Here is a 21,115-nt window from a genome sequence, read left to right as displayed (position 1 = left end):
CTATCGTTGCCTTGGTGGGCCGTTACCTCACCAACTAGCTAATAGTACGCGGGCCGCTCTCCGTGCGAATCAAAAGATCCTTTCCTGTATGTCCTCTGACAACATACAGCGTATCCGGTATTATCTCCTATTTCTAGGAGCTGTCCCCGTCACGAAGGTACGTCACCCACGCGTTACTCACCAGTCCGCCGCTCTAGGATTAGTGCAAGCACCAATCTTACCGCTCGACTTGCATGCTTAAGACGCGCCGCCAGCGTTCGTTCTGAGCCAGGATCAAACTCTCCATGATTATTTCAATAGCCCGAAGGCTAATGATTTCACATAAACAGTTCAATTCTAACTATTATATTAGTTGAAATTGATTTTGGTTCAGTTTAGTAAAAAACTGACAAAATGTAGTCAATTGAGTATCAGAACAAAACCTAGCGATTTCTCGCTTATTTTGTTTAGAACCTTATTCGTTCTATTCTTTCCTTCCCTGTTATGTCAAAAAACTGTTTTGTTTTCGCAACTCAGTGTTGCGAAGGTGAGATTTAATATATAGATTTGATAAAAAGTTGTCAACAGGAATTTATAAAAAAATTAAAAATTTTTCACTTTTTTTTAAATATTTTTTTTGTTACTATAATGCTTATGAAAAAGACGAACGCAATGAGAATTCTTGATGGGCTTGGTATTGAATACGAGGCTGCTGAATATGAAGATGACGGCGAGCACGAACTTGCGCGCGGGGCTGCAGGCCGCATGGCTGAAAAACTTGGCGTGGCACCTGAGACTGTTTTTAAGACGATTGTAATGCGCACTGAGACTAAGGAAATCTGCGTGTTCTGTCAGAGTGCGGTTAGTGAGATAAATCTTAAGAAGGCACGACAGGCTGCCGGCTGCAAGGAGATTGGGCCGGTAAAACCTGAAGAACTTCTTGGGCTCACAGGCTACATTCGCGGAGGCTGTACTCCGCTTGGAATGAAAAAGAAGTTCCGCACTTTTATTGATGAGACTATAATTTTGCATGACCGCGTTTGTATTAGCGGCGGGCAGCGCGGCGTTCAGATTAAAATTAAACCTGATGATTTGATCCGCGCTACGGAGGCTACTGTAGTGGACTTAGAGCTTTAGACCTTCCCGGCCAAGGCTTAAATGAACAAACCTGAACGTTCTGCCTCGCCCAGGCTTTTTACGTAGAAGTCTGCGCCGGGCAGATTTTTTTTGTCCCCTTCGCCAACAACCCCCACGGCAATCATTCCGCCTTTTTTTGCGGCCTGGATTCCGGCAAGAGAGTCTTCAAAAACTGCACACTCAGAAGGCTTAAGTCCTAAGGCTTTTGCGCCCTGTAAAAAAACTTCCGGATCTGGCTTTGCTTTTGAAATGCTGTTTCCGTCTATCACTGCATCAAAATAATTATTTATATTCAGCTGCGACAAAATGAGCGGCGCGTTTTTACTTGCAGAGCCGAGCGAGATTTTTACACCTTCTGCATGAAGGGTGTTCAGATAATCTGTTGTTCCTTCAAGCAGGGCTGTTGAATCAAGCTTCTTGAGATATTCAACATAGCATTCATTTTTTTCTTCTGCCCATTTTGATTTTTGATTTTCGTCTGCCTGGACTTTTCCGATATCTAAAAGAATTTCCAGCGAACGAGTTCTGCTAACGCCTTTGAGTTTTTCGTTATCTTTTTCTGAAAAATCAAAGCCGAGTTTATTTGCTAGTTTTTTCCATGCAAGATAATGATACTTTGCCGTATCAACAAGCACACCGTCTAAATCAAAAATTGCACCTTTTATTTTCTGCATAATTCGTATCCTTCCCTGGTGACGTTTACCTGATATTTTTCTTTGCCGACCATTGCGGTAAAGCTCACCTTTTTCCAGGCGGCTGGCAGATTCTGTTTAATCTGGATTTTGTTTTCTCTGATTGAAAAGCCGCAGAAGCCGTAGACTACCATCATCCAGCTACCACCCTGAGCTGCGGGATGGGTTCCGCCAATATAGATGAGACCAGCCCACTGTTTGGAATTTCCGCTTATGTCTACGCAGCTTGTTTTTTTGTAAAACTCTTCTGCGTCTTTGAGGCGGCCAGTTTTGCAGGCAACCATTCCGTACATACAGGCGCTGAGCGAAGAGCCATGTTCTGTACGTGGATTGTAATAATCATAATTGGCATTTAAGACTGCGCTGTCATAATCTTTATCAAACAGATTTAGCATTACGATTGTGTCTGCCTGCTTGATTATCTGAGTATGAGAAGCAACTCCGTTGGCGCCGCCCCAGTATTCTTTTGGATCGAGAAGTCGGGAGCGCACGGTTTCCAGAGAGCAGTCTTCCATATCAAAATAAGAATCAAACTGTGGGATAAGTCCCTGGGCATTCGGAGAAGGAATGTAAAGTTTTTTACAGATGTCTTTTGCGAGGGGGATATATTTTGTAAAACTGTGCGACGCGGGGCTCGGCGAAGTTTCTGTTTGCTGCTCCGCAAACTCCACGGCCTTCTGCAACGTAAACAAAATCATCTTGTTTGTGTAAGCATTGTTGTTTACACGTTCATGATATTCGTCCGGACCAATTACATCATGAACCTCGTAGCGGTCTTTGAGAGGCATATAGATGCAGCGCGAAATATAAAACTTTGCACACTCAAAAATTACTTCAAGGCCACCTTCTTGCAGGATTAAAGTATCGCCGGTAACTTCCACATACTGGCAGATGCAGTAAACAATTGCGGCGTTTATGTGTATCTGCTTGTCACGGAAATAAGTGCGCACGGGGCGTTTTGTAAAGACGTCTGTTACGTTGTAATCTGAACAGGCATCATCTCCATCTTCCTGACTTTCCCACGCATAAAAGGCACCTTCGTAACCGTAGGCTGCAGCTTTGCGTTTTGCACCTTCAAGAGTTTTGATTCTGTATTCAATAAACTCACAGGCAAGCTCGGGCTGGGTGTACAGAAAATACGGAAAAATAAAAAGCTCTGTGTCCCAGAAAACGGCCCCCTTGTAGGTCTGCGCGGAAAGTCCGCGGGCAGGAATCGAGAGGGCTTTTCTTCCACGGGGAGCAATACTCTGAAGATGATAAAGACTGTAGCGCAGATTTTTCTGTGCAAGCCGGGCCTCTTCATCGCCTTCTATAACCACATCTCCATCTTCCCAGATTTTATCCCAGGCTTTTTTGTGATTTTGAAGAAGAGTTTCCCAGCCGGCTTTTTCTGCCTGTAGAACAGAAATGGAGGCAAACTGTTCTACAGGCACCGGAGCCATGGGGCTGTTGTTTTCATCAAGATTTGTAAAAACTGCAGCATACACAGTTATAATCTGAGGCACTGCAGCTTTTAAGGTTATTGTGTCTGAGCAAAAATCTGAAATACGAGCAACAGCGAAAGGAAGCTGTTTTTCCAGAGTGCGGCACATAAGGATTTCACCACACTTCCCTTCTCCAACATCTGATTTTTTTTCAATCTTAAAATGAGGACCATTTGCGTCATAAACTTCTTCATCAATCTTCTGAATAATTCCAAGAGTGATGTCTTTGTTCGAAGTGATTTTATAACGCAGACACAAAATATTTTTTTCACTCATACTGAGGAAGCGTTCACTTTCTACAGTGAGTTCTGCACCGTTACAATTCCAGAGAGTTTTTCGCGAAAAGATTCCGTAACGAAAATTAAGCTTCTGGACATGAGAGTTCAGCGAATCTGATTTAAGTGTGAGCGGCTGCCCTTCAAAGCTGAGCTGAATAAAAAGAGGGTTTGGAAAATTAACCGGCTCCCTCCACTTGTCTCCCTGGCGGTCGTATATGCCGTTTACAATAAGGCCGGTCATGGAAGACTTATCTGCTTCATCCACAGTTCCGCGGTAGCCCATAAAGCCGTTGCCGCAGAACATGCGGTTTCCATTCTGAATTACGCTTTCCTCTGAAATACCGGAATCTTCAATTTCCCAAGGGTTCATACAGAAGCCTCCGTTTCCATTGGAATTGAAAGCGGCACTTCTGAAATCTTATAATTCTTATTATAGACGTTCAGATTTACAGGCTCGCCTTCTGCAACGTTTACAACAACTTCATTGCCGCATACTTTTACGCAGACAAGAGAGCCTTCGTAAACAAATCTGAAGGTGTATGATTTCCAGGTTGAAGGAAGAACGGGCGCAATTGAAAGATTTTCCTGAAGGTCTGGATCGGAACGAAGTCCGCCAAACCCAAAGACAATATTAATCCACGCGGCGGCGATACTCGTAGTATGCAAACCTTCCCTCGTATTACGGTTATAGTTATCCAGATCCAGTCGTGTTGCAAAACCGAAGAACTTCTGCGCTTCATCAATCTTTTTCAAATCGCAGGCAAGAACTGAATGCACCGAAGGCGAGAGCGATGACTCATGAATTGTCTTTGGCTCGTAATATTCGTAATTTGCCTTGAGCACTTCGCGGCTGAATTCTGAGCGATACAAAAAGCAGAACATGAGAACATCCGGCTGCTTAATCATGTCGGTACGATAGATGCGGTCATAAGACCAGTGGCCGTAAAGAGGAAAATCTTCTACAGGAATTTTATTTACGTCGATATGTGGAAGAGTAAAATATCCTTCGTGCTGTTCATAAAGTTTTTTCTTTTCATCAAAAAGAATAATCATTTTTTCTGAACAGAGTTTTAAGTTTTCTTCTTCCTCTTTTGTAAAGCCTGTTTTCTCCACTACCCTTTTGTACAATTCCGGGCTTTCTTCCTGCATTTTACGTAGAACGTTCAACGTAAAATCAAAAGATTTTTTGCTCATATAGTTTGTGTACGCGTTGTTGTTGACCATCATATGAAATTCATCTGGCCCCATAACTGCGTAAAAACCAAAGCCTGTGTGATCCTGATTCCAGGCTCCTCGGCCCGCAAGGAAACGGCTGATTTCTATAAGCATTTCGATTCCGTGACCATAGAGAAAATCCTTGTCACCGGTGAGTGCATAGTAATGCGCAATTCCGTAAGCTACTCCACTACTCGGCTGGAACTGAAGGCTTGCGTGCTGCCAAAGGTTACAGGCTTCATCACCATTTAAAGTTGCAACCGGATAACAGGCACCGCTACAGTCCAGCATTTTAGCGCGGGCCTTTGCCTGCTCCAGAGTGCTGTAACGGAACTCCAGAAGTTTACGGGCCGCTTTAATATTTGAATAAAGATAGAAGGGCAGACAGTAGGTTTCTGTATCCCAGAAGGCATGACCGTTGTAAGCTTCGCCGGTGAGCCCCTTGGCGCCGATATTGTCTGAATCTGCGATTCCGTGATAGGTCTGATTCATCTGGAAAATACAGAAGTGAATTCCCTGCTGATTTAAATCATCACCTTCAATCTGAATGTCGCTGTAGTCCCACACTCTTTTCCAGTAAGAGGCCTGATTATATTCTGCCTGTGCATAGGTAAGTTTTTTTTGCGCAATGGCAGCTTCGGAAGTTTTTTGAATCAGTTCCTCTGCAAGATATTTATTTGATTTATCAATTACAAAGCAGACACGTTTTACAAGTGAAGTGATTTTCTTTTCAGTAAGCTCAAGCGTAAAGGCTTTTCCAAAAATCTTTCCTTCAGAATAATAATCTTCTTTTATGTCTGCATCGTGTTCCCAGGAAGTGCTGATGCAGAGTTTCTGCTCGGTTGTTTTTGTTTTTACCAGAAGCGTTTCTGAATTATTGAATCTGATTTCTTTTACAAAATCCCAGTAGCATTTCTGGCGGCTCTGATGAACCGGTGCAAGGTCGCACGCAGAAATTACTTTTATGCTGCCCGAAAAATTAAGCGGCTGAAATTCAATTTTCTGCCAGGCATAATTCGGAACATCCATATAAAGAATTCTTGTAAAAACAAGGCGCAGTTTTTTTCCGGTTTTGGAAGTCCACACAAAGCTTCGCACAAGTTTTCCGTGACGCATATCCAGAATGCGAAGGAACTCACTTGTGTTTTCTTTTGTGATCTGAACTTCTTCATCATCTAAAATTATTTTTGTCCAGAGCCAGTCTGGCGAGTTAATCATAAAGTGTGTGTGCTGAACAATTCCCCTATATGCGGTTCCTTCTGTTTTTTCAACTTCGTACATTCCGTTGAAATAAACTCCGCGAAGGCTTGCAACTTTTTCATCAGAATAATTTTCTGAAACGCCTTCATCAAAAAATCCGCGCACTCCTGTAAATTCATTTGCAAGCGAAAAAATTGATTCGGAAACTTCGCTGTGTTCTGCACTGAAGCCCTCTTCTATGATATTCCAGGCATCACCCTTAAGATATATGTCTGCATACTTTCCCATTTTTTACCCCTTAATTCCAGACTGAATTGTTACCTGTGTAATCTGCTTCTGGAAAATGATGAACAGAATTACCGGCGGTATGATTGCAAATACAATTGCCCGCAGCATTTCTACATCATTTATTTTTGCACCACGCATGAGTGAGAACAGCTTTACCATTACTGTTTCAAACTGTGTGTTCTGCAAAAGCAGGAACGGAAGCAAAAAGTCTGACCAGGCTGCAGTGATTGCATAAAGCCCTACAACCATGATGATTGATTTTGAAAGCGGAACTACAATCTTAAAAAAGATCTGGATGTTTCCCGCTCCGTCGATTGTTGCAGCCTCAATATATGAAGCCGGAATTGAATCGAAAAAGTTTTTGAACAAAACTACGTAGAAGGCATTGGCTCCCATTGCAAGCCAGAGCGGAATAAAGGTTCCGGTGAGCCCGATCTTTGAAAGGTTCATGAACAGCGGAACAATGCTTGTTGTTGATGGAATCAAAAGTCCCCACATTACGAGCATTTCAAAAAACTTTGAACCGTATGGTTTTACCTTTGCCATTACATAGCCGAACAGGCCATTAAAAAGGATGGCGCAGACTATGCTTCCCAAAACTGAGATGGCAGAGTTCATGTAATATTTTACGAACTTGAGCGATGTCCAGGTTTTTACAAAGCCTGAAATCTGAAACTGATGAGGTATGATATTCGGTTCGCTTGCAAACTCCTTGATTGTCTTGAAGCTTGAAAGTATGGTCCAGACAAACGGAAAAATACAAACAATCAGAATTGCTGCACAAACTGCGAAAACCATGTAATAGATGATTTTCACACTCATGTGCCTCATATCAAAATCTCTAATAACACCTGTATATGATTCTTTCTTATTTTCCATAGTTAGAAATCCTTCTTTTTATTCAGTTTGTTATAGGCAACTGTGAGGGCTGCAAGAATGATACAGATTATTACAGCCACGGCACTTGCCTTTGGATAGTCGTATTTTTCAAATGCGAAACGGTACATAAGCTGCATGATTGAAATTGATGCATTGTTTGGTCCACCGTTTGTCATTACGAGCGGTTCATACAGAATCTGGAAAACCGAGATAATCTGAAGAATGAGCAGTGTACGTGCAAGATTGTAAATGCAAGGCAAAGTGATGTAGCGGATTCTTTTCCAGATGCCCGCTCCATCAATAATTGCTGCTTCATAAAGCTCCGGGTCTATTCCCTGAAGACCTGCGATATATAGAAGGGCTGTTGCGCCCGCACCTTTCCAGGTAAGTGAAATGATAATCAGAGGCTTTGTAAGTTTTGGATTTGTAAGCCAGCCCAAAGCCGGAAGCCCCATTTTATTCAGGAATACATTTAAGATTCCGTTTGCACCAGGCTTAAAGATAAAGCTGAACATCAAAACCATTGCCATGCCCGGTACGATATTTGGCAGATAAACGCCAACCTTAAAAAGACTTTTTCCCCGTCTGATTTCGCTGATAAACAGGGCCAGAATAATTGGCACGAGGAAGCCGATTAATAATGACCAGAGAGTATATGAAAAAGTATTCTTGAGTGCCGGAAGAAAGTCCGGATGCTTGAAAACCCTTATGTAGTTTTTAAAGCCTACGAACTGATTTAAGTTTACACCCTGGGCAGAATAAAGAGATATTCGGATACAGGAAACCAGAGGTCCCCAGACAAAAAAGCCGAACAAAATGACACTTGGCAGCATCAAAAGCCAGCCGGATATATTCTTTTGCCAGAATTTATTTTTCATATTTTCCTCACTTAATGGAGCTGTCCGGGCCGTATCCGGACAACTCCATTTTTTATTTTTGAATTAGCAGATTAGTTTACTTCTGAATCAAGGATGCTCTGGAAGTTCTTCTGAGCTTTCTTCAAAAGTGATGGGATATCTGCATTCTTGTCTGTAATTACAGCCTGCAAAACTTTTGTAAGTTCTGCATACAGATCCTGCGCACACATTGGCTCTTCGCTCTTAACGTTTCCGCTCTTCTGAACCATGTCGTAGTAGTTCTGATAGAGTCTCATATCTACGTTGCGGTATGGCTTTTCTGCCTTATCGCGAGCTGCTTCAAGTGCTGCATCACTCCATGCTGGGAATGGTGGAATTACAGGAATACCTTCGTTCATGCGGTTAGCTGCATCTGCAGACATACCTGCAATTGCTTCATTTGAAACTGAAGGAGACTTACCCATAATCTCAAGATACTTGAGACATGCCTTTACCTGTTCGCTTGTTGCTGTTGGTGAGAACATGTATGGTGTACCACCCATGAGTGAGTACTGTCCCTTTGGTCCTGCAGGAAGTGGCTCGAGAGCAAGGCTTGTTACAGGAAGACCGTTTACCTGTGTTGGCTGATTAACTGCATCCTGTGCAGCAATGTACATAGCAGCAACACCTGTTCCTAACGATCGGAAGCCTGTTCCCCAGTCTTCGTTTGTTGGATCAGCTGTGAGTACGTCGTACTTCCACTTAAGATCTTTTACATACTGGAATGCAGCTGCAACTTCAGGAGTATCAATCTGAGCAACCCACTTACCCTTCTTCTGTACCTCGAATACTGCACCGAAGTCCCAGGCAATGTTTGTGAAGTGCCAGCCACCTGCGTTATCTTTTGCAAGAAGACAGAGTCCTGCAGCTCCTGTTTTTTCTTTGATAATTTTTGCTTTTTCTGCAAGGTCAGTCCATGTCTTTGGATAGTCTGGAAGACCGTCTTTGTCTACAAGGCCAGCCTGCTTGAAAAGATCAACATTGATCATAAGACCAAGAGCGTAAGCGTCACGTGGTACACCGTAAATCTTTCCGTTCTTTGAAAGAAGGTCGCGTACGCCAGGGTTCATCTTTTTGTCCCAGCCGAGCTCCTTTACTTCTTTTGTGATATCTTTTGCAAAGCCCTGATTGATAATCTTCTGTGGCTCTGTAAACCATGTGTCATAAATTGTTGGAAGCTGTCCGCTTGAAGCAAGTGGAACAAAGTTATCTGTAGCATACTTGTAATATGCAGGAACAACTGTAATATCCGGGAAGAAGGTATTGAAGGTTTTTACATACTCTTCGTGCATAGCAATGTCTGCAGTAAGAGTATCTTCAGGCCAGATACCAAGTTTAATTGATTTAGCATCTTTTGATTTTTTCTTGCTTGCTGCAAAAACTGAGCTAACAAGAGCCAGTGCCATACAGGCAACCACAATAGATTTTTTCATAATATTCCTCCTGAAAAATCTTTTTTACTAAAACTTTATTTCAACATAGGTCTTGATAAATCCTTTGGAAATATCTGCCTTGTCGGAAATCAAATTACCAGAATTCCAAACCAGTCCGATTACTGTATTTGAAATCATTCCATCAAACTTAAGACCAACGTCTGCCTTTAAGGCATTCTGTCTTTCTACAGTTTCTGCTGCTGCACCCTCTGGGGCTGCGTAAGGAACGTTGTCGTAGCAGACAGTAAACCATGGCACAAGTTTACCCTTTGTTTTTAAGAAGCCCGGAATCTCGTAATCAAGATAGAAGGTTGCGAGCAAGTTCCAGGAATCTTTTCCGAGCTGTGTAAGGTCTACAACCATCTCGGAACCGATTCTGTAAAACACTCCGTCATCGCCTCTTGGTTCAAACAGTGTGAACTTTACAGAATGGTTTAACTCATCAGGTTCATCTGCATTTCCATAAGCGGAATATGCCAGTGACATTCCAGGAAATACACGTCCATCCTTATCAAGGATGTAATCTGTGAACCAGCCAGCCTGTCCCGGCCAGCGCATTGTAAGTCCACCGGAAGCTTCAAACTCGAACGGATTTTTTTCTCCATCTTCTGAAAACTTCAGGCCACCATCAAAGCCAACAAAAGGCTCAACTGAAATGTCCTCATTGAGCGGAATGTTGTATCCAACTCTTGTTCCAAAGCACAACGGATCAGGATTGCTGTCTAAGCCGTAATTAACAGAACCACCTGCCGATGCAAAAATCTTAAGTCCTTCAGCAGCAGGTGGAGTGAGCACCAGGTCAAAACCTGCTGCAAGTCCGTTGCTGTTATCTTCTGAAATTGCTTCACTGTCATAGCCGTATTCAGTTGCAAATTTCAGATTCAGACCAAAGACATCTTCTTTGTTATAAAGGGCCGCAATTGTTGAGCCTGTAAGATTCATACCAAACTGATCTGTTGGTCCGCAGACATCATGCTGGAACTGAGTTACAACAGGATCCTGTGGAGCAAGCTCTGCAATCAGCTTTGTACGCTTTACGTCAACAACGGAATCCAGATATGCCCAGGAAAATTTTACATCATCATTTGTAAACTCAATTCCCTTATTCCATGGATCCCAGAAAGGTTCATTGCCTCCCGCATTAAACTGAATAACCCAATTGGAAAATGCTATTCCCGCAAGGAATTCTCCAGTCTGAAAACGGTTACGCATAAGGTAGGCCTTCTGATCTGGAACTCCGGCGTTATAGCCCAGACTTTCATCACTCATTAAATCAAGATTGAAGAAAGTAAGATTTATAAATCCGACTGGGTCACTACTATTCACTTTGTTGCTTAGTTTTTGATATGGCGTAAGATGTAAGATAAAATTGAAATCAGTAAGTTCCTGCTTCAAGCCATAACGATAGGGATTATCCAGATCTACACCAAAGGATGTTCTGGAAGTAATTTTAAATTCTGCAGAAAAATCTGTACTAACCTCTCCTGCATGCATATAAATAATACATCCCAAAAACAGCACAAGAAAGTGGATTTTTTTCGAAATTGTATTGTTCATTTCGGTCTACCCCATTACCGGCAACAAGGCCTATTTTGTTATGAAAGCACGGAAAGTGATTGCTTTGTCTGTCTTTACATCACCATTGATGATAGGAATAAGAGAAATATCATCTCCCTTTACATCAGCTGAAAGATTCTTTGCTTTTACTCCTACATAAACACTGTCTACAAAAGCTGCTGTTGCAAAACCTGTAATGTACTCTTCAGGAGCTTCTGCAGGAGCTGTTGCAGCAGCAATTTCTCCTGATGACCACTCGCCGTTTGCAATTGTTCCGGCAGAAAAGCCCCAGTACTTACTTCCTGTTTCCGGAACATCAAAATTGAATACTGCAACTGCACCTTCTTCTGATGTTGTTTCAGAAGCAAAAATCTTATCAATTACAATTCCAACTGATTTATCTGTGTTCAGATTTTTGAGATGGAAACCTTCAAGACCGCCTAAATCGGCATTTGCAATATTCAGATAGTAAGTCTGATATTCAGTTGTCATTTCTGCGTATGAGTCTCCAGCTTCAGGCTCCTGAGAGTTGTTGCTGCAAGACACAAATCCGAATACTGCAGCAAGAAAAATTGCTGCGCCAGCTGCTTTTGCAAATCTGTTTTTTTTCATAATTTTGTTCCTCCTGATTATGAAACTTTTTATTTATTCGCAGGATAGACTTCCAGTTCTGCAAGCTGTCCTGCGTTTGCACCTGTATTTTTTGTGAATACAAATCTTAAGTAACGGGCTTTAGTATCAAGTTTGATGACTACAGTATTTTTGTTTGTGAGCGGATTAAACTCGTAATTTGACTCTGGAATAAGAGTTGTAAAATCTGTTCCGTTGTCGCTGGTTTCTACTGTGAATGTCTGAACACGCTTTCCCCAGATTTTCTGTGGATTCAATTTAAGAACTGCGATATCAAGCTTTTGAGAATTAACAAGGTCTACCTGAAGGGTGTTCGGATATTTGTTTGCGGCACCTTCCCAGTAAGTGCTGATATCTCCGTCTGCAGCTTTGCTTCCAACAAAATCATAAATCTTATTGTTTGCAACTATTGGTGAGCCAAGCGCAAGATTCTTGCGGCCGGCTGCATCATAAAGACTTGTTGTATCTGCGGCGTCTGCAGTTGCTTCGCTGAGTACTGCGCGAACGGCATAATCAACAGAGATTTTCTCCTGTGAAATTATTGAACGGTAGAGGTCTACGTCCCCTGCAAGAATTGCATCGAGGGCTTTACGGGCAGCGGCTTTTTTTGCTGCTGAAGCGTCGTTCTGACCGGCTGTTATAAGTTTATAAAGTGCAAGAGGAGCACGAAGATCGAGTTCTGAATAAGGGAACGAACCATCATATTTTTTCTGAAGTTTCTGAAGCACTTCCAGTTCGTTGTAGCCGCCCTGAACGGTTGGTTCAATCACTGTACCTTCACCATAGTCGTTCCAGGTTGCAACCTGAATAACATCCGGGTAAGCCATGAGTGCTGCCTTCAAAGTCAGGTTGAACGTTCCACCTTCATAGCGGTCAAGATAGCCGTAACTCTTTTGTCCGGCCTCCGCATAGATGTCGTGGAAACCAGAATAGATTGTAGCTGTAAGGAAAGGCTTGTCATTCTGCTGCTGATAAAAGTTATTGAGCTGAGATACAACCTGTGGAAGAGTTTTTCTTCCGTTCATATTGAACCAGTTGTAAGAGCCGTCTGCAAAGCCTTCGCTGTGACCTTCGAGAGTGATAAAGTAAGGACGTGCACTGCACTGTGCAAAAAGGCTGTCCCACTGCTCGCGGTAAAAGTAATACTGTGGACCGAAGGTATAAACTACAGGACGGCCTTCGTATTTAAGATATGCATCATCATGGAACCAGTTGCTTTCCATGTAGGCAAATACTTTTTTACCGTAATCGAGAGCCTGTTCTTTTACAAAGTTTCCAGCTTCAATCATTTTCCCAATGCTCTGATCTTCATAGCAGATTGCATATTTTAAGCCGGCCTTTTTCAAAACCTTAATTACTTCAAGAGTTGATTCCTGAATCTCTTTATAGTCAAGGGCATTTTCAATTCCGTACCAATCAAAAATTACACCGTCGATTCCGGCAACCTTCATGAGTGCTGCCTGATACTCAAGGATATTTTTATCGCGTGTGTCGTATGGACCTGTGAGTGGATAATAGTGAGAAGCAATATTAAGCTGGCCGTTTGGAAGCACCTGATATGGATCAAACTTTGCCCCACCCTGATGCCAGTGAAAACCGTAGCCTTCGGATACAGGAGGCGCCTGGAACCAAGGCATGTAGTGAACGAGAACCTGAGGATCTTTTTCGGTTCTGTTTGTTGGAGTTGGAATGCGAAGATTCTTTTCCGCAGACTCTACTGCCGAGGTGTTATCAGCAGTTGTAGAATTTTTATTACCGGAAGAAATGGTAGTTGTGCAACCGGAAATAAAAACACAGAATCCTAAACAGCCTGCTGTAAGGGCAGAAAGGATTTTTGACGTTTTTTTCATAAAGCCTCCTGTGACTTGTTGTTTTTATAAAATATGCCGTTTGTTTACGTTGAACGCTCAACCTGTATGCAAAATAAAAAAAAGGAAAAGAAGGAGTAAGACTTAGTTTGCAAACACGTTGAACGCTCAACGCCTTTAGGATAATATGAGAATTACCTGCTGTCAAGAAAAAAGTTTAAAAATTTTTATTTTTTTCGTGGTTCAGAAACAGAATTGCGTTCTATGAGGCTTACCGGCATTATAATTTCGCGTTTTGTTTCTTTTTTCTCAAGGGTATCAATCAGCATGGAAGCGGCGATTCGGCCCTTCTCTACGATATCCTGATGAATTGTTGTAAGACGCGGTGAAGTGATACTGCTGAGGTAAAGGTCATCAAATCCGATGATTGAAACGTCATCTGGAACGGGGCGTCCCTTTTCAAACAGACCGCTCATAATACCAACGGCAAGAAGATCGGCGGTTGCAAAGACTGCGGTGATTTCCGGGCGCTTAGCTATTTCATAGCCAAGACGAATTCCAGCCTCGACTTCAATTTTACAGGTGTAAACGTTTTTCTTTTTCGCTTTAATTCCCATTTCGCGCAGGGCGGCTTCGTAGCCAAGGTAGCGTTCGTAGACTACACCGTTCTCGTGGATCTCTGGAGAGGCGAAGGCGATTTCCGTGTGTCCGTTACGAAGCAGATATTTTGTTGCTTCATAGGCACCCTGAAAATCCATCAAACCTACATTCATCAGAGAACTGTTTTTGATGTAGCTGTCCAGAAGAACACAAGGGATGCGGCTCTGTACAATTCTCTCATAAAAATGATCTTCAAAGACACCGGTAATAATAATTCCGTCGAGATTCCAGTTGCGGAAAAGAGAAACCAGTTCATCTTCAGACTCAACGGTACGAAGCATCATGTAATAATCGCGGAGGCGAAGTTCCTTTTCAATTCCGGCAATGACCTCTGTATGGAAGGGGTCTGTCATGAAGTTTCCGGCACTGTCTGGAATAAGGTGATTGATAACTCCAATGATTCGTGAACTTTTATTTACAAGCGCACGTGCTGACATATTAGGCGTGTAATTTTTTTCCTTGATGATTTTATTGATACGCGCAATTGTTTCCGGAGAAACATGTCCGGTAGCACCGTGGATTACATTTGAAACTGTCTGGCGGCTTACACCTGCTTCGCGCGCTATATCGTTTATTGTCAGCATAGATTCAATATAACAGATATTTCGTTTGGGTGCTACTATATAAAGGAACGCAAATCCGTTATAATTTCGCTCATGACAAAACTTCACGATTTATTAGGCAAAGAACTTTTATTTTTTGATGGTGGTACAGGTACTGTTTTACAGGGCATGGGCTTAAAACCCGGAGAACTCCCTGAAACCTGGAACACAAAACATCCGGACCGCATTGTTCAGCTGCACTACAATTATTTTGCAGCCGGTTCTAATATCGTGAATACAAATACCTTTGGTGCTTTTATCACAAAGTTTCCGCTTGAGCTGGAACGCTTTGTAAAGGCTGCAATTGAAAATGCAAATACTGCACGCGACAAGGCCCGCGCAGAAAAGCCGGACGGAAAATATTTTATTGCGTTCGATATCGGCTCATGCGGAAAACTTCTCAAACCGATGGGCGACCTAGATTTTGAAGACTGTGTAAAACTTTTTAAGAAAACCTTTGCAGCTGCCTTCCCTTTTGCAAAAGAAATAGCAGACTGCGGACTTGCAAAAATCAACTGCGTAATGATAGAAACCATGAACGACGGCTACGAATCTAAGGCCGCTGTTCTTGCAGCAAAAGAAACAATGGAAGACCTGGGCATTGCGGCCGAAGACCTTCCGATAATTGTGAGCAATGTTTATGACAAGGAATGCAGAACTTTGAGCGGTTCTACGCCAGAGACAATGGTTGCAATGCTCGAAGGACTTGGCGTTTCTGTAGTTGGTGTGAACTGCAGCCTCGGCCCGCTGGAAATGAAGCCGACCGTTGAGCGACTCTGTAAGGCAGCAAGCGTGCCGGTTCTCGTAAAGCCGAATGCCGGTTTGCCAAAGGTTGTTGATGGTCAGACTGTTTTTGACGTTGAAGCTCCAGAGTTCGTTAGTGCAATGAAAGAACTTGCGGCACTGGGACCTATGGTACTTGGCGGCTGTTGTGGAACTACACCGGAGTATATTAAGGGACTTTCAAATGCTATGGTTTCGATACGGCCTTCGGCCTACTCAACCACCGTGGGCGGCACTCCAGCTATCGGCTGTGTTTCTTCTAATACAAAAGTCGTTTACTTTGGCGGACCTCACCGGCCGGTTCTTATTGGTGAGCGCATTAACCCAACGGGTAAGAAAAAGTTTAAAGAGGCTCTGCGTGCCGGAGACATTCCTTACATCATTCATCAGGGAATGGAACAGGAAGAAGCGGGCGCTCAGGTACTGGACGTAAATGTTGGACTTCCGGAAATTGATGAAAAAGAAATGATGCTCCGCGTTCTCGACGAGCTTCAGAACGTCACCACTCTACCGCTTCAAATTGATACAACAAAGCCAGATGTTATGGAAGCAGCACTGCGCCGTTACAACGGAAAGCCGATGATTAACTCGGTAAACGGCAAGCAGGAAATTATGGACACTGTATTCCCGCTCGTAAAAAAATACGGCGGACTTGTAGTTGCCCTTACTTTGGATGAAGACGGAATTCCTGAAAACAGCGCACGCCGCGTTGAGATTGCTAAAAAGATTTACGCAGAAGCTGCAAAATACGGAATCAGAAAATCAGATATTATTATAGACCCTCTTGCTATGGCTGTAAGTTCGGACTCAAAAGCCGGCATTGCAACTATGGAAACTGTCCGCGCTATTCACGAAATGGGCGGACTTACGAGCCTTGGAATTTCGAACGTAAGTTTTGGACTTCCTCTGCGCGAGTTTGTTACTGCAAGCTTCTTTACTCTTTGTATGGGAGCGGGTCTATCTGCTGCGATTATGAATCCGCTTCAGGGCGAGATGATTAAGGCATGGAGATGTTACAACCTGCTTTCGGGCCGCGATGAAAACTGTACTGACTATATTGAGTGGAGCGGTAAAGAAAGCGAGAGGCTTGCGAGACTGGTGGTTTCGACCCCTTCGACAGGCTCAGGGACCGCAACCACCGTATCTGCCGGGGGTGTTGCGGGGGTGTCCCCCGCTGGAGGGGGTAGCGAGCAACAAAGTGCGAGCGAGGGGGAGACTTCCCCCCTTTCAAATGCCATAATCCATGGACTCAAAACTGATGCTGCGACGGCTACCCGCGAACTTTTGAAAACTACCGAGTCGCTCACGATTATTAACGAGCACCTGATTCCGGGACTGGACTACGTGGGAAAGCGCTTTGAGAAAAAGACGATGTACCTGCCTCAGTTGTTGATGGCGGCTGAGGCGGCTAAGGCGGCGTTTGGTGAGATCCGCGAGTATATGGAGAAGTCGGGAAAGAAGGGTGCGCCAAAAGGAAAAATTATTATCGCTACTGTAAAGGGCGACATTCATGATATCGGTAAAAACATTGTAAAAGTTCTTCTGGAAAATTATGACTTTGAAGTAATTGACCTTGGAAAGGATGTTCCGCCTGAGGTAGTTGTTGAAGCTTGTAAAAAAGACCACGTTATGCTCGTTGGTCTTTCGGCTCTTATGACTACGACGGTTGCGGCTATGGAAGAAACAATTAAGCAGCTTCGCAAAGAATGTCCGTGGGCAAAGACCTGTGTTGGCGGCGCTGTTATGACTCAGGAATACGCTGATCAGATTGGCGCTGACTTTTACGGCAAAGACGCGATGGATACTGTTCGTTACGCACTTGAACTTTTTAAATAAAAGCGGTAATTTCATTTTTCTTCAATGGAGTTTAATTAAATGAAAAAGCCGGAGGGCATTGGTGCCCTTAGTTTATGTGCGCTGGGCTGGAGTCTTGGCGGAATATTTTTAAAATACGTTTCTGTAAATTCTTTTGCAGCGGCAGGAATACGAAGTCTTTTTTCTTTTATTGTAATGGCGGTGCTTTCACGTCAGCTACCACATTTTTTTGTAAGAAATGACGTTACTGGAAAAGTTGATTCTGCTCAGACTGTATCTCTCTGGCTTTCTGCTTTTTGTTATGCTGCCACTATGATTCTATACTGCGTTTCCAACAAACTTACTTATGCAGCAAATGTAATTTTTCTTGAATACACTAGTCCTTTATGGGTTATTTTATTCAGTTCAATTATTCTTGGTGAAAAAAACAGTAAGATTGATTACATAACTTTTGCTGGTATTGCAGCTGGTATGCTTTTATTTTTTGCAGATGATCTTCTTGCAAAGAAGAACGGTAATGTATCTGAAACTATGGTTTTAGGAAACACGCTTGCTGCCTTTTCTGGCATTACCTGGGCCGGCACTACCCTTTTTCAGAGAAAGCAGCAGATTCTAATTGCCCAGCGGATTAGAGAATACGGCGCTACTGTAGTTCCCAAACATAACACATCCAGAGATGCCTTTATGCTTGCGCAAATTCTTACGGCTGTTTTTGGGCTTCCATTTATCTTTTTGATGAAAGGTGGAATTCCAGATTTACAGTCTGTAGTTTTCCTGTTTTTGATGGGTCTCTTTCAGATGGGACTACCAAATATCCTTTACTCAATCGGAATCAAAAAAGTTACAGCCCTCTCTGCCTCTCTCATCACTATGATTGAACCCTTGATGAATCCAGTGTGGGTGTTCCTGTTTGTTCATGAGATTCCAACGGTGAAGTGTATTATCGGTGGTGTGATAATATTGGGGTTCATTTTACTTAGAGAGTTCGTGAGTAAAAGAAGATAATCTACGAAGTTTATGATATTTGAGTACGGAGCGGAAAAAGATATCAGGCTGCCTCGAGGAGTTTTGGCGCTTAGCCATCGAAAACAATCCGAGGATTTTTCGAAGAAAAACCGCAGGATTGTTAACACCAAAAACTAGCTCGCGAGCAGCCTGATGTGTTTTCCCACGGGAGCACTCAAATATCATAAGATATCTGTTAATCAAACACCTTCTTACGCCACTCTTTTTCATAATCGTGCAGCGTTGGACTTACCTCACCTTCCGGTGTTGTTACCGCTGCTTTGATATACGGCTCAACAACTAACGTTCGGTAGCTTTCCCAGCGAGCCGGGAGCTTCTGTGGAACAGTGAGCATCTGCGACGGCGGAAGATTTGTCAAAAGCTGATTGTAATAAATCGGCAGAATGTGTTCAGTTACATCGCGCAGAGAAGAGAATCCTCCAGCAATTCCGAACATATCTGTTTCAAGATGCATATTCTCTTTTGTCTCGAGAATGTGTCTCTGATTTTCTGACTGGAAGAACCAGGAAATAAAATCTGTTGCACCAACCTGATTTTTTGCCTTCTTGTAGATTCCCATCATTGTGCACGAATCTTCAATGAAGATTGAATTCTTTTCAACTATCCATCGGTAGTCTACATCCAGATCCTGTTCTTTAAGAATCTTAAAGAGGCTGTCACTGGTGGTGTAAGCATACAAGGTTCTTCCCGAAGAAACCTGACGGTAATAAGGCATGAACAGATATTTGAAAGTAAAATCTTCTTCAATCTGTGGAGATGTATTTTCTGTATATACCCAGTCTCTGAGCATGGAAACAGTATTTATGAGGGCAGCACCATCCCAGCTGATTTCATCTTTTTCTTCGCGGAAATCTGTTCCCTTCATTTTGGCAGTGAGATAAAGGAACTCATCATTTCCAAGCGGTGTAAAACCTATTTTTGTATAAGCGTCATTTTTATTTTTTGCATTAAAGGCAGACGCTGTACTTCTGATCTGATCTAGAGAAAGAACATAACTGTCTGGAATTTGATCTTTATTATCTGTTGAGAAAATTACTGCCGGAAGATTAAAGCTTACTGGAAGCAGATAGTGAACATCTTTTCTTTTTCCTGAATCGAGCAGCTGTGGATAGAACTCATCTGATGCAAGTCTTTTTGTATCAAAGAGATAATCAAGTGACTTAAAATTCTTTTGTGGAGTATCAGTTCTGAGCCACGAGCCTACAATAATGTCTGGAGGATTTTCATCCTTTGCGGGTGGCAATGAAAGTGCGGGATTTTCTTTGTAAACAAGAATAGCACAATTGTCTTTGTGCTGACGATTAAAAAGTTCTATATACTGCGCAAACTCGCGGCAGCTGGTCCAGATTACAATTCTATCCTGCTGATAAACTGTGCGGGCTTTCTGCGAACTGTTGTTTGAACAGCCGCAGACAAACATTCCGGCACAGAGTACCAGAGCAGAAGCAAGCTTATTTATATTCATTAGCTACATTATAAATGCTTGTGTAAACTGAATCAATCTTATCTTCATCAATACTTGAGAAAGCAACGCGAAGAGTATATGGGTCAATCTGAATGATTCCGATTCCTTCTGACTTAAGAAGTGCCTTGCGGATTTCTTCAGCCTTACCAGAGTTTACATGGAAGCTCATAAAGTAACCTGAGTTGAAAGGAAGTGCTTCAAGAACATCAGATTTATGATTGTTTACAAAAGCGCGAACGAGGTCGTAGCGGCGCTTAAGCATATTGCGGCATTCAAGCTTCTGTTTTTCGTGTGCTTCATCCTTGAGAGCGTGCATTACAAGGCTCTGTGATGGTGTTGAAGAACAAGAAACTGAAGAGCGGATTGCAGCCATAAACTTTGTTACGAGTGCTGTGTACTGAGCGTCTGAAAGTCCCTTTGATGCGAATGTTACAAAACCTGCACGGAAGCCCCATGCGAAGTCTTCTTTTGTAGGACCATCAGCTTTGATTGCGAGTACGTTCTCGTGAAGGTCTGCCATGTAAGCAAAGAGTGACTGTGGTTCGATATCATCTTCGTAGTTGAGTCCGAAGTAAGCATCATCAGAAAGTACGAGAACCTTCTTTCCTGCTTCTGCAAGCTCGCGAACGATGCGAACGATTTCCTTTGCTTCTGAAACTGTTGGGCTGTATCCAGAAGGGTTCTGAGGGAAGTTGAGAATTACACGAACTGAGCCGTATTTTTCTGCATCTGCCTTCATTTTTGCTTCGAGGTCTTTGATATTGAATTTTCCGTTTTCAAAACATTTGAACTGATGGAACTCTGCACCACGGCGGGCAGCGGCAATCAGTTCGTAGTTATCCCAGCAAGGATCTGCAGCAAGAAGCGGCTTGTCTACATCAACAAAAAGGTCGCTTACATAAGAAAGAACTGCTGTGAGTCCTGGAACGAGAATTGGCAGTGAGAACTGCTTGTTCTTGAGGCTAGGATTTTTTTCTATGATTTTTTCTTTCCATAAAGCTCTGAGGTCTGGATTACCTGCTGTTTTAGCATAGGCAACTGTTTCGCGCGGTGTGAGTGAAGGCATGTTCTTTTTGTAAGACTCGAGCTCGATTGGTGTTCCCCCGGCAACGGCCATACCGATGGTTCCGTTTGCAAAGTGAGCATCTTTTGCGGCTTCTCCACCCTGTGAGATAATTCCGTTTGGAAAATAAAGTCTCTTTCCCATGTCAGACATTAATGCGTCTACTACGGAACCTGAAAGTGTATCATTTAATTCTTTAGCTAATGGATTAATCATAATGCCTCA

Annotated in this window: 15 protein-coding genes and 1 rRNA gene; 3 read left to right on the top strand and 13 right to left on the bottom strand. The window is 42.9% G+C overall.

Annotated features, from left to right (window positions below):
• Positions 1-289 (bottom strand): 16S ribosomal RNA (locus BM161_RS09405); the annotation flags it as partial.
• A 344-nt stretch (positions 290-633) separates the two neighbouring features.
• On the opposite strand from BM161_RS09405, the gene ybaK reads away from it, so the two are divergent.
• The gene (gene ybaK, locus BM161_RS09400; protein ID WP_074932134.1) at positions 634-1,116 is read left to right on the top strand and encodes a Cys-tRNA(Pro) deacylase; all 483 of its coding nucleotides are present in this window, start codon (positions 634-636) and stop codon (positions 1,114-1,116) included.
• Between the two features lie 17 nt (positions 1,117-1,133).
• Here the strand turns inward: ybaK and pgmB are convergent, their stop codons facing one another.
• From pgmB to BM161_RS09350, 10 genes are all read right to left on the bottom strand, one after another.
• Positions 1,134-1,790: a beta-phosphoglucomutase gene (gene pgmB, locus BM161_RS09395; protein ID WP_074932109.1), complete on the bottom strand. Its 657-nt coding sequence runs from the start codon at positions 1,788-1,790 to the stop codon at positions 1,134-1,136.
• Complete coding sequence (locus tag BM161_RS09390) at positions 1,778-3,940, bottom strand: glycoside hydrolase family 65 protein (RefSeq protein WP_074932107.1); 2,163 nt, start codon at positions 3,938-3,940, stop codon at positions 1,778-1,780. The genes pgmB and BM161_RS09390 overlap by 13 nt, the downstream gene beginning before the upstream one ends.
• The gene (locus BM161_RS09385) at positions 3,937-6,273 is read right to left on the bottom strand and encodes a glycoside hydrolase family 65 protein (RefSeq protein WP_074932104.1); all 2,337 of its coding nucleotides are present in this window, start codon (positions 6,271-6,273) and stop codon (positions 3,937-3,939) included. Before BM161_RS09385 ends, BM161_RS09390 begins: the two co-directional genes overlap by 4 nt.
• A 3-nt stretch (positions 6,274-6,276) precedes the next feature.
• The gene (locus BM161_RS09380) at positions 6,277-7,152 is read right to left on the bottom strand and encodes a carbohydrate ABC transporter permease (protein WP_074932102.1); all 876 of its coding nucleotides are present in this window, start codon (positions 7,150-7,152) and stop codon (positions 6,277-6,279) included.
• A gap of 2 nt (positions 7,153-7,154) precedes the next feature.
• Positions 7,155-8,030, bottom strand: a complete 876-nt coding sequence (locus BM161_RS09375; RefSeq protein WP_074932100.1) for a carbohydrate ABC transporter permease — start codon at positions 8,028-8,030, stop codon at positions 7,155-7,157.
• 71 nt (positions 8,031-8,101) lie between these two features.
• Positions 8,102-9,481 carry an ABC transporter substrate-binding protein gene (locus tag BM161_RS09370; protein WP_074932098.1) on the bottom strand — a complete coding sequence of 460 codons (1,380 nt, stop codon included), beginning with the start codon at positions 9,479-9,481 and terminating at the stop codon, positions 8,102-8,104.
• Between the two features lie 27 nt (positions 9,482-9,508).
• On the bottom strand, positions 9,509-11,038 hold the full coding sequence (locus BM161_RS09365; protein WP_074932095.1) for a hypothetical protein: 1,530 nt from the start codon (positions 11,036-11,038) through the stop codon (positions 9,509-9,511).
• A gap of 30 nt (positions 11,039-11,068) precedes the next feature.
• A complete protein-coding gene (locus BM161_RS09360; protein ID WP_074932093.1) occupies positions 11,069-11,650 on the bottom strand; it encodes a hypothetical protein in 582 nt (193 codons plus the stop codon).
• A gap of 29 nt (positions 11,651-11,679) precedes the next feature.
• Positions 11,680-13,518 carry a discoidin domain-containing protein gene (locus tag BM161_RS09355; protein ID WP_074932091.1) on the bottom strand — a complete coding sequence of 613 codons (1,839 nt, stop codon included), beginning with the start codon at positions 13,516-13,518 and terminating at the stop codon, positions 11,680-11,682.
• A 185-nt stretch (positions 13,519-13,703) separates the two neighbouring features.
• Positions 13,704-14,720 carry a LacI family DNA-binding transcriptional regulator gene (locus BM161_RS09350; RefSeq protein WP_074932088.1) on the bottom strand — a complete coding sequence of 339 codons (1,017 nt, stop codon included), beginning with the start codon at positions 14,718-14,720 and terminating at the stop codon, positions 13,704-13,706.
• A gap of 72 nt (positions 14,721-14,792) precedes the next feature.
• Between BM161_RS09350 and BM161_RS09345 the strand changes: the two genes are divergently transcribed.
• Both BM161_RS09345 and BM161_RS09340 read left to right on the top strand, forming a co-directional pair.
• Positions 14,793-17,357, top strand: a complete 2,565-nt coding sequence (locus tag BM161_RS09345; protein ID WP_074932086.1) for a homocysteine S-methyltransferase family protein — start codon at positions 14,793-14,795, stop codon at positions 17,355-17,357.
• A gap of 39 nt (positions 17,358-17,396) precedes the next feature.
• The gene (locus BM161_RS09340) at positions 17,397-18,341 is read left to right on the top strand and encodes a DMT family transporter (protein WP_074932083.1); all 945 of its coding nucleotides are present in this window, start codon (positions 17,397-17,399) and stop codon (positions 18,339-18,341) included.
• A 196-nt stretch (positions 18,342-18,537) separates the two neighbouring features.
• On the opposite strand, the gene BM161_RS09335 is transcribed toward BM161_RS09340, so the two are convergent.
• Together BM161_RS09335 and BM161_RS09330 are read right to left on the bottom strand one after the other, a co-directional pair.
• The gene (locus BM161_RS09335) at positions 18,538-19,827 is read right to left on the bottom strand and encodes an extracellular solute-binding protein (RefSeq protein WP_074932081.1); all 1,290 of its coding nucleotides are present in this window, start codon (positions 19,825-19,827) and stop codon (positions 18,538-18,540) included.
• Positions 19,814-21,106, bottom strand: a complete 1,293-nt coding sequence (locus tag BM161_RS09330; RefSeq protein WP_074932079.1) for an aminotransferase class I/II-fold pyridoxal phosphate-dependent enzyme — start codon at positions 21,104-21,106, stop codon at positions 19,814-19,816. Before BM161_RS09330 ends, BM161_RS09335 begins: the two co-directional genes overlap by 14 nt.
• Between the last annotated feature and the right edge of the window lie 9 nt (positions 21,107-21,115).

Origin of the sequence: Treponema bryantii (assembly GCF_900113965.1) — a bacterium.
In the GTDB taxonomy this organism is placed as follows: Bacteria; Spirochaetota; Spirochaetia; order Treponematales; family Treponemataceae; genus Treponema_D; species Treponema_D bryantii_A.
This window is presented reverse-complemented; position numbering and strand designations above follow the sequence as displayed.

Excerpts from the sequence above, each read along its gene's own strand:
- pgmB (WP_074932109.1), bottom strand. The coding sequence starts at position 1,790 with ATGCAGAAAATAAAAGGTGCAATTTTTGATTTAGACGGTGTGCTTGTT.
- BM161_RS09360 (WP_074932093.1), bottom strand. The coding sequence starts at position 11,650 with ATGAAAAAAAACAGATTTGCAAAAGCAGCTGGCGCAGCAATTTTTCTT.
- BM161_RS09340 (WP_074932083.1), top strand. The coding sequence starts at position 17,397 with ATGAAAAAGCCGGAGGGCATTGGTGCCCTTAGTTTATGTGCGCTGGGC.
- BM161_RS09330 (WP_074932079.1), bottom strand. The coding sequence starts at position 21,106 with ATGATTAATCCATTAGCTAAAGAATTAAATGATACACTTTCAGGTTCC.
- BM161_RS09390 (WP_074932107.1), bottom strand. The coding sequence starts at position 3,940 with ATGAACCCTTGGGAAATTGAAGATTCCGGTATTTCAGAGGAAAGCGTA.
- BM161_RS09365 (WP_074932095.1), bottom strand. The coding sequence starts at position 11,038 with ATGAACAATACAATTTCGAAAAAAATCCACTTTCTTGTGCTGTTTTTG.
- BM161_RS09380 (WP_074932102.1), bottom strand. The coding sequence starts at position 7,152 with ATGGAAAATAAGAAAGAATCATATACAGGTGTTATTAGAGATTTTGAT.
- BM161_RS09385 (WP_074932104.1), bottom strand. The coding sequence starts at position 6,273 with ATGGGAAAGTATGCAGACATATATCTTAAGGGTGATGCCTGGAATATC.
- ybaK (WP_074932134.1), top strand. The coding sequence starts at position 634 with ATGAAAAAGACGAACGCAATGAGAATTCTTGATGGGCTTGGTATTGAA.
- BM161_RS09370 (WP_074932098.1), bottom strand. The coding sequence starts at position 9,481 with ATGAAAAAATCTATTGTGGTTGCCTGTATGGCACTGGCTCTTGTTAGC.
- BM161_RS09335 (WP_074932081.1), bottom strand. The coding sequence starts at position 19,827 with ATGAATATAAATAAGCTTGCTTCTGCTCTGGTACTCTGTGCCGGAATG.
- BM161_RS09375 (WP_074932100.1), bottom strand. The coding sequence starts at position 8,030 with ATGAAAAATAAATTCTGGCAAAAGAATATATCCGGCTGGCTTTTGATG.
- BM161_RS09350 (WP_074932088.1), bottom strand. The coding sequence starts at position 14,720 with ATGCTGACAATAAACGATATAGCGCGCGAAGCAGGTGTAAGCCGCCAG.
- BM161_RS09345 (WP_074932086.1), top strand. The coding sequence starts at position 14,793 with ATGACAAAACTTCACGATTTATTAGGCAAAGAACTTTTATTTTTTGAT.
- BM161_RS09355 (WP_074932091.1), bottom strand. The coding sequence starts at position 13,518 with ATGAAAAAAACGTCAAAAATCCTTTCTGCCCTTACAGCAGGCTGTTTA.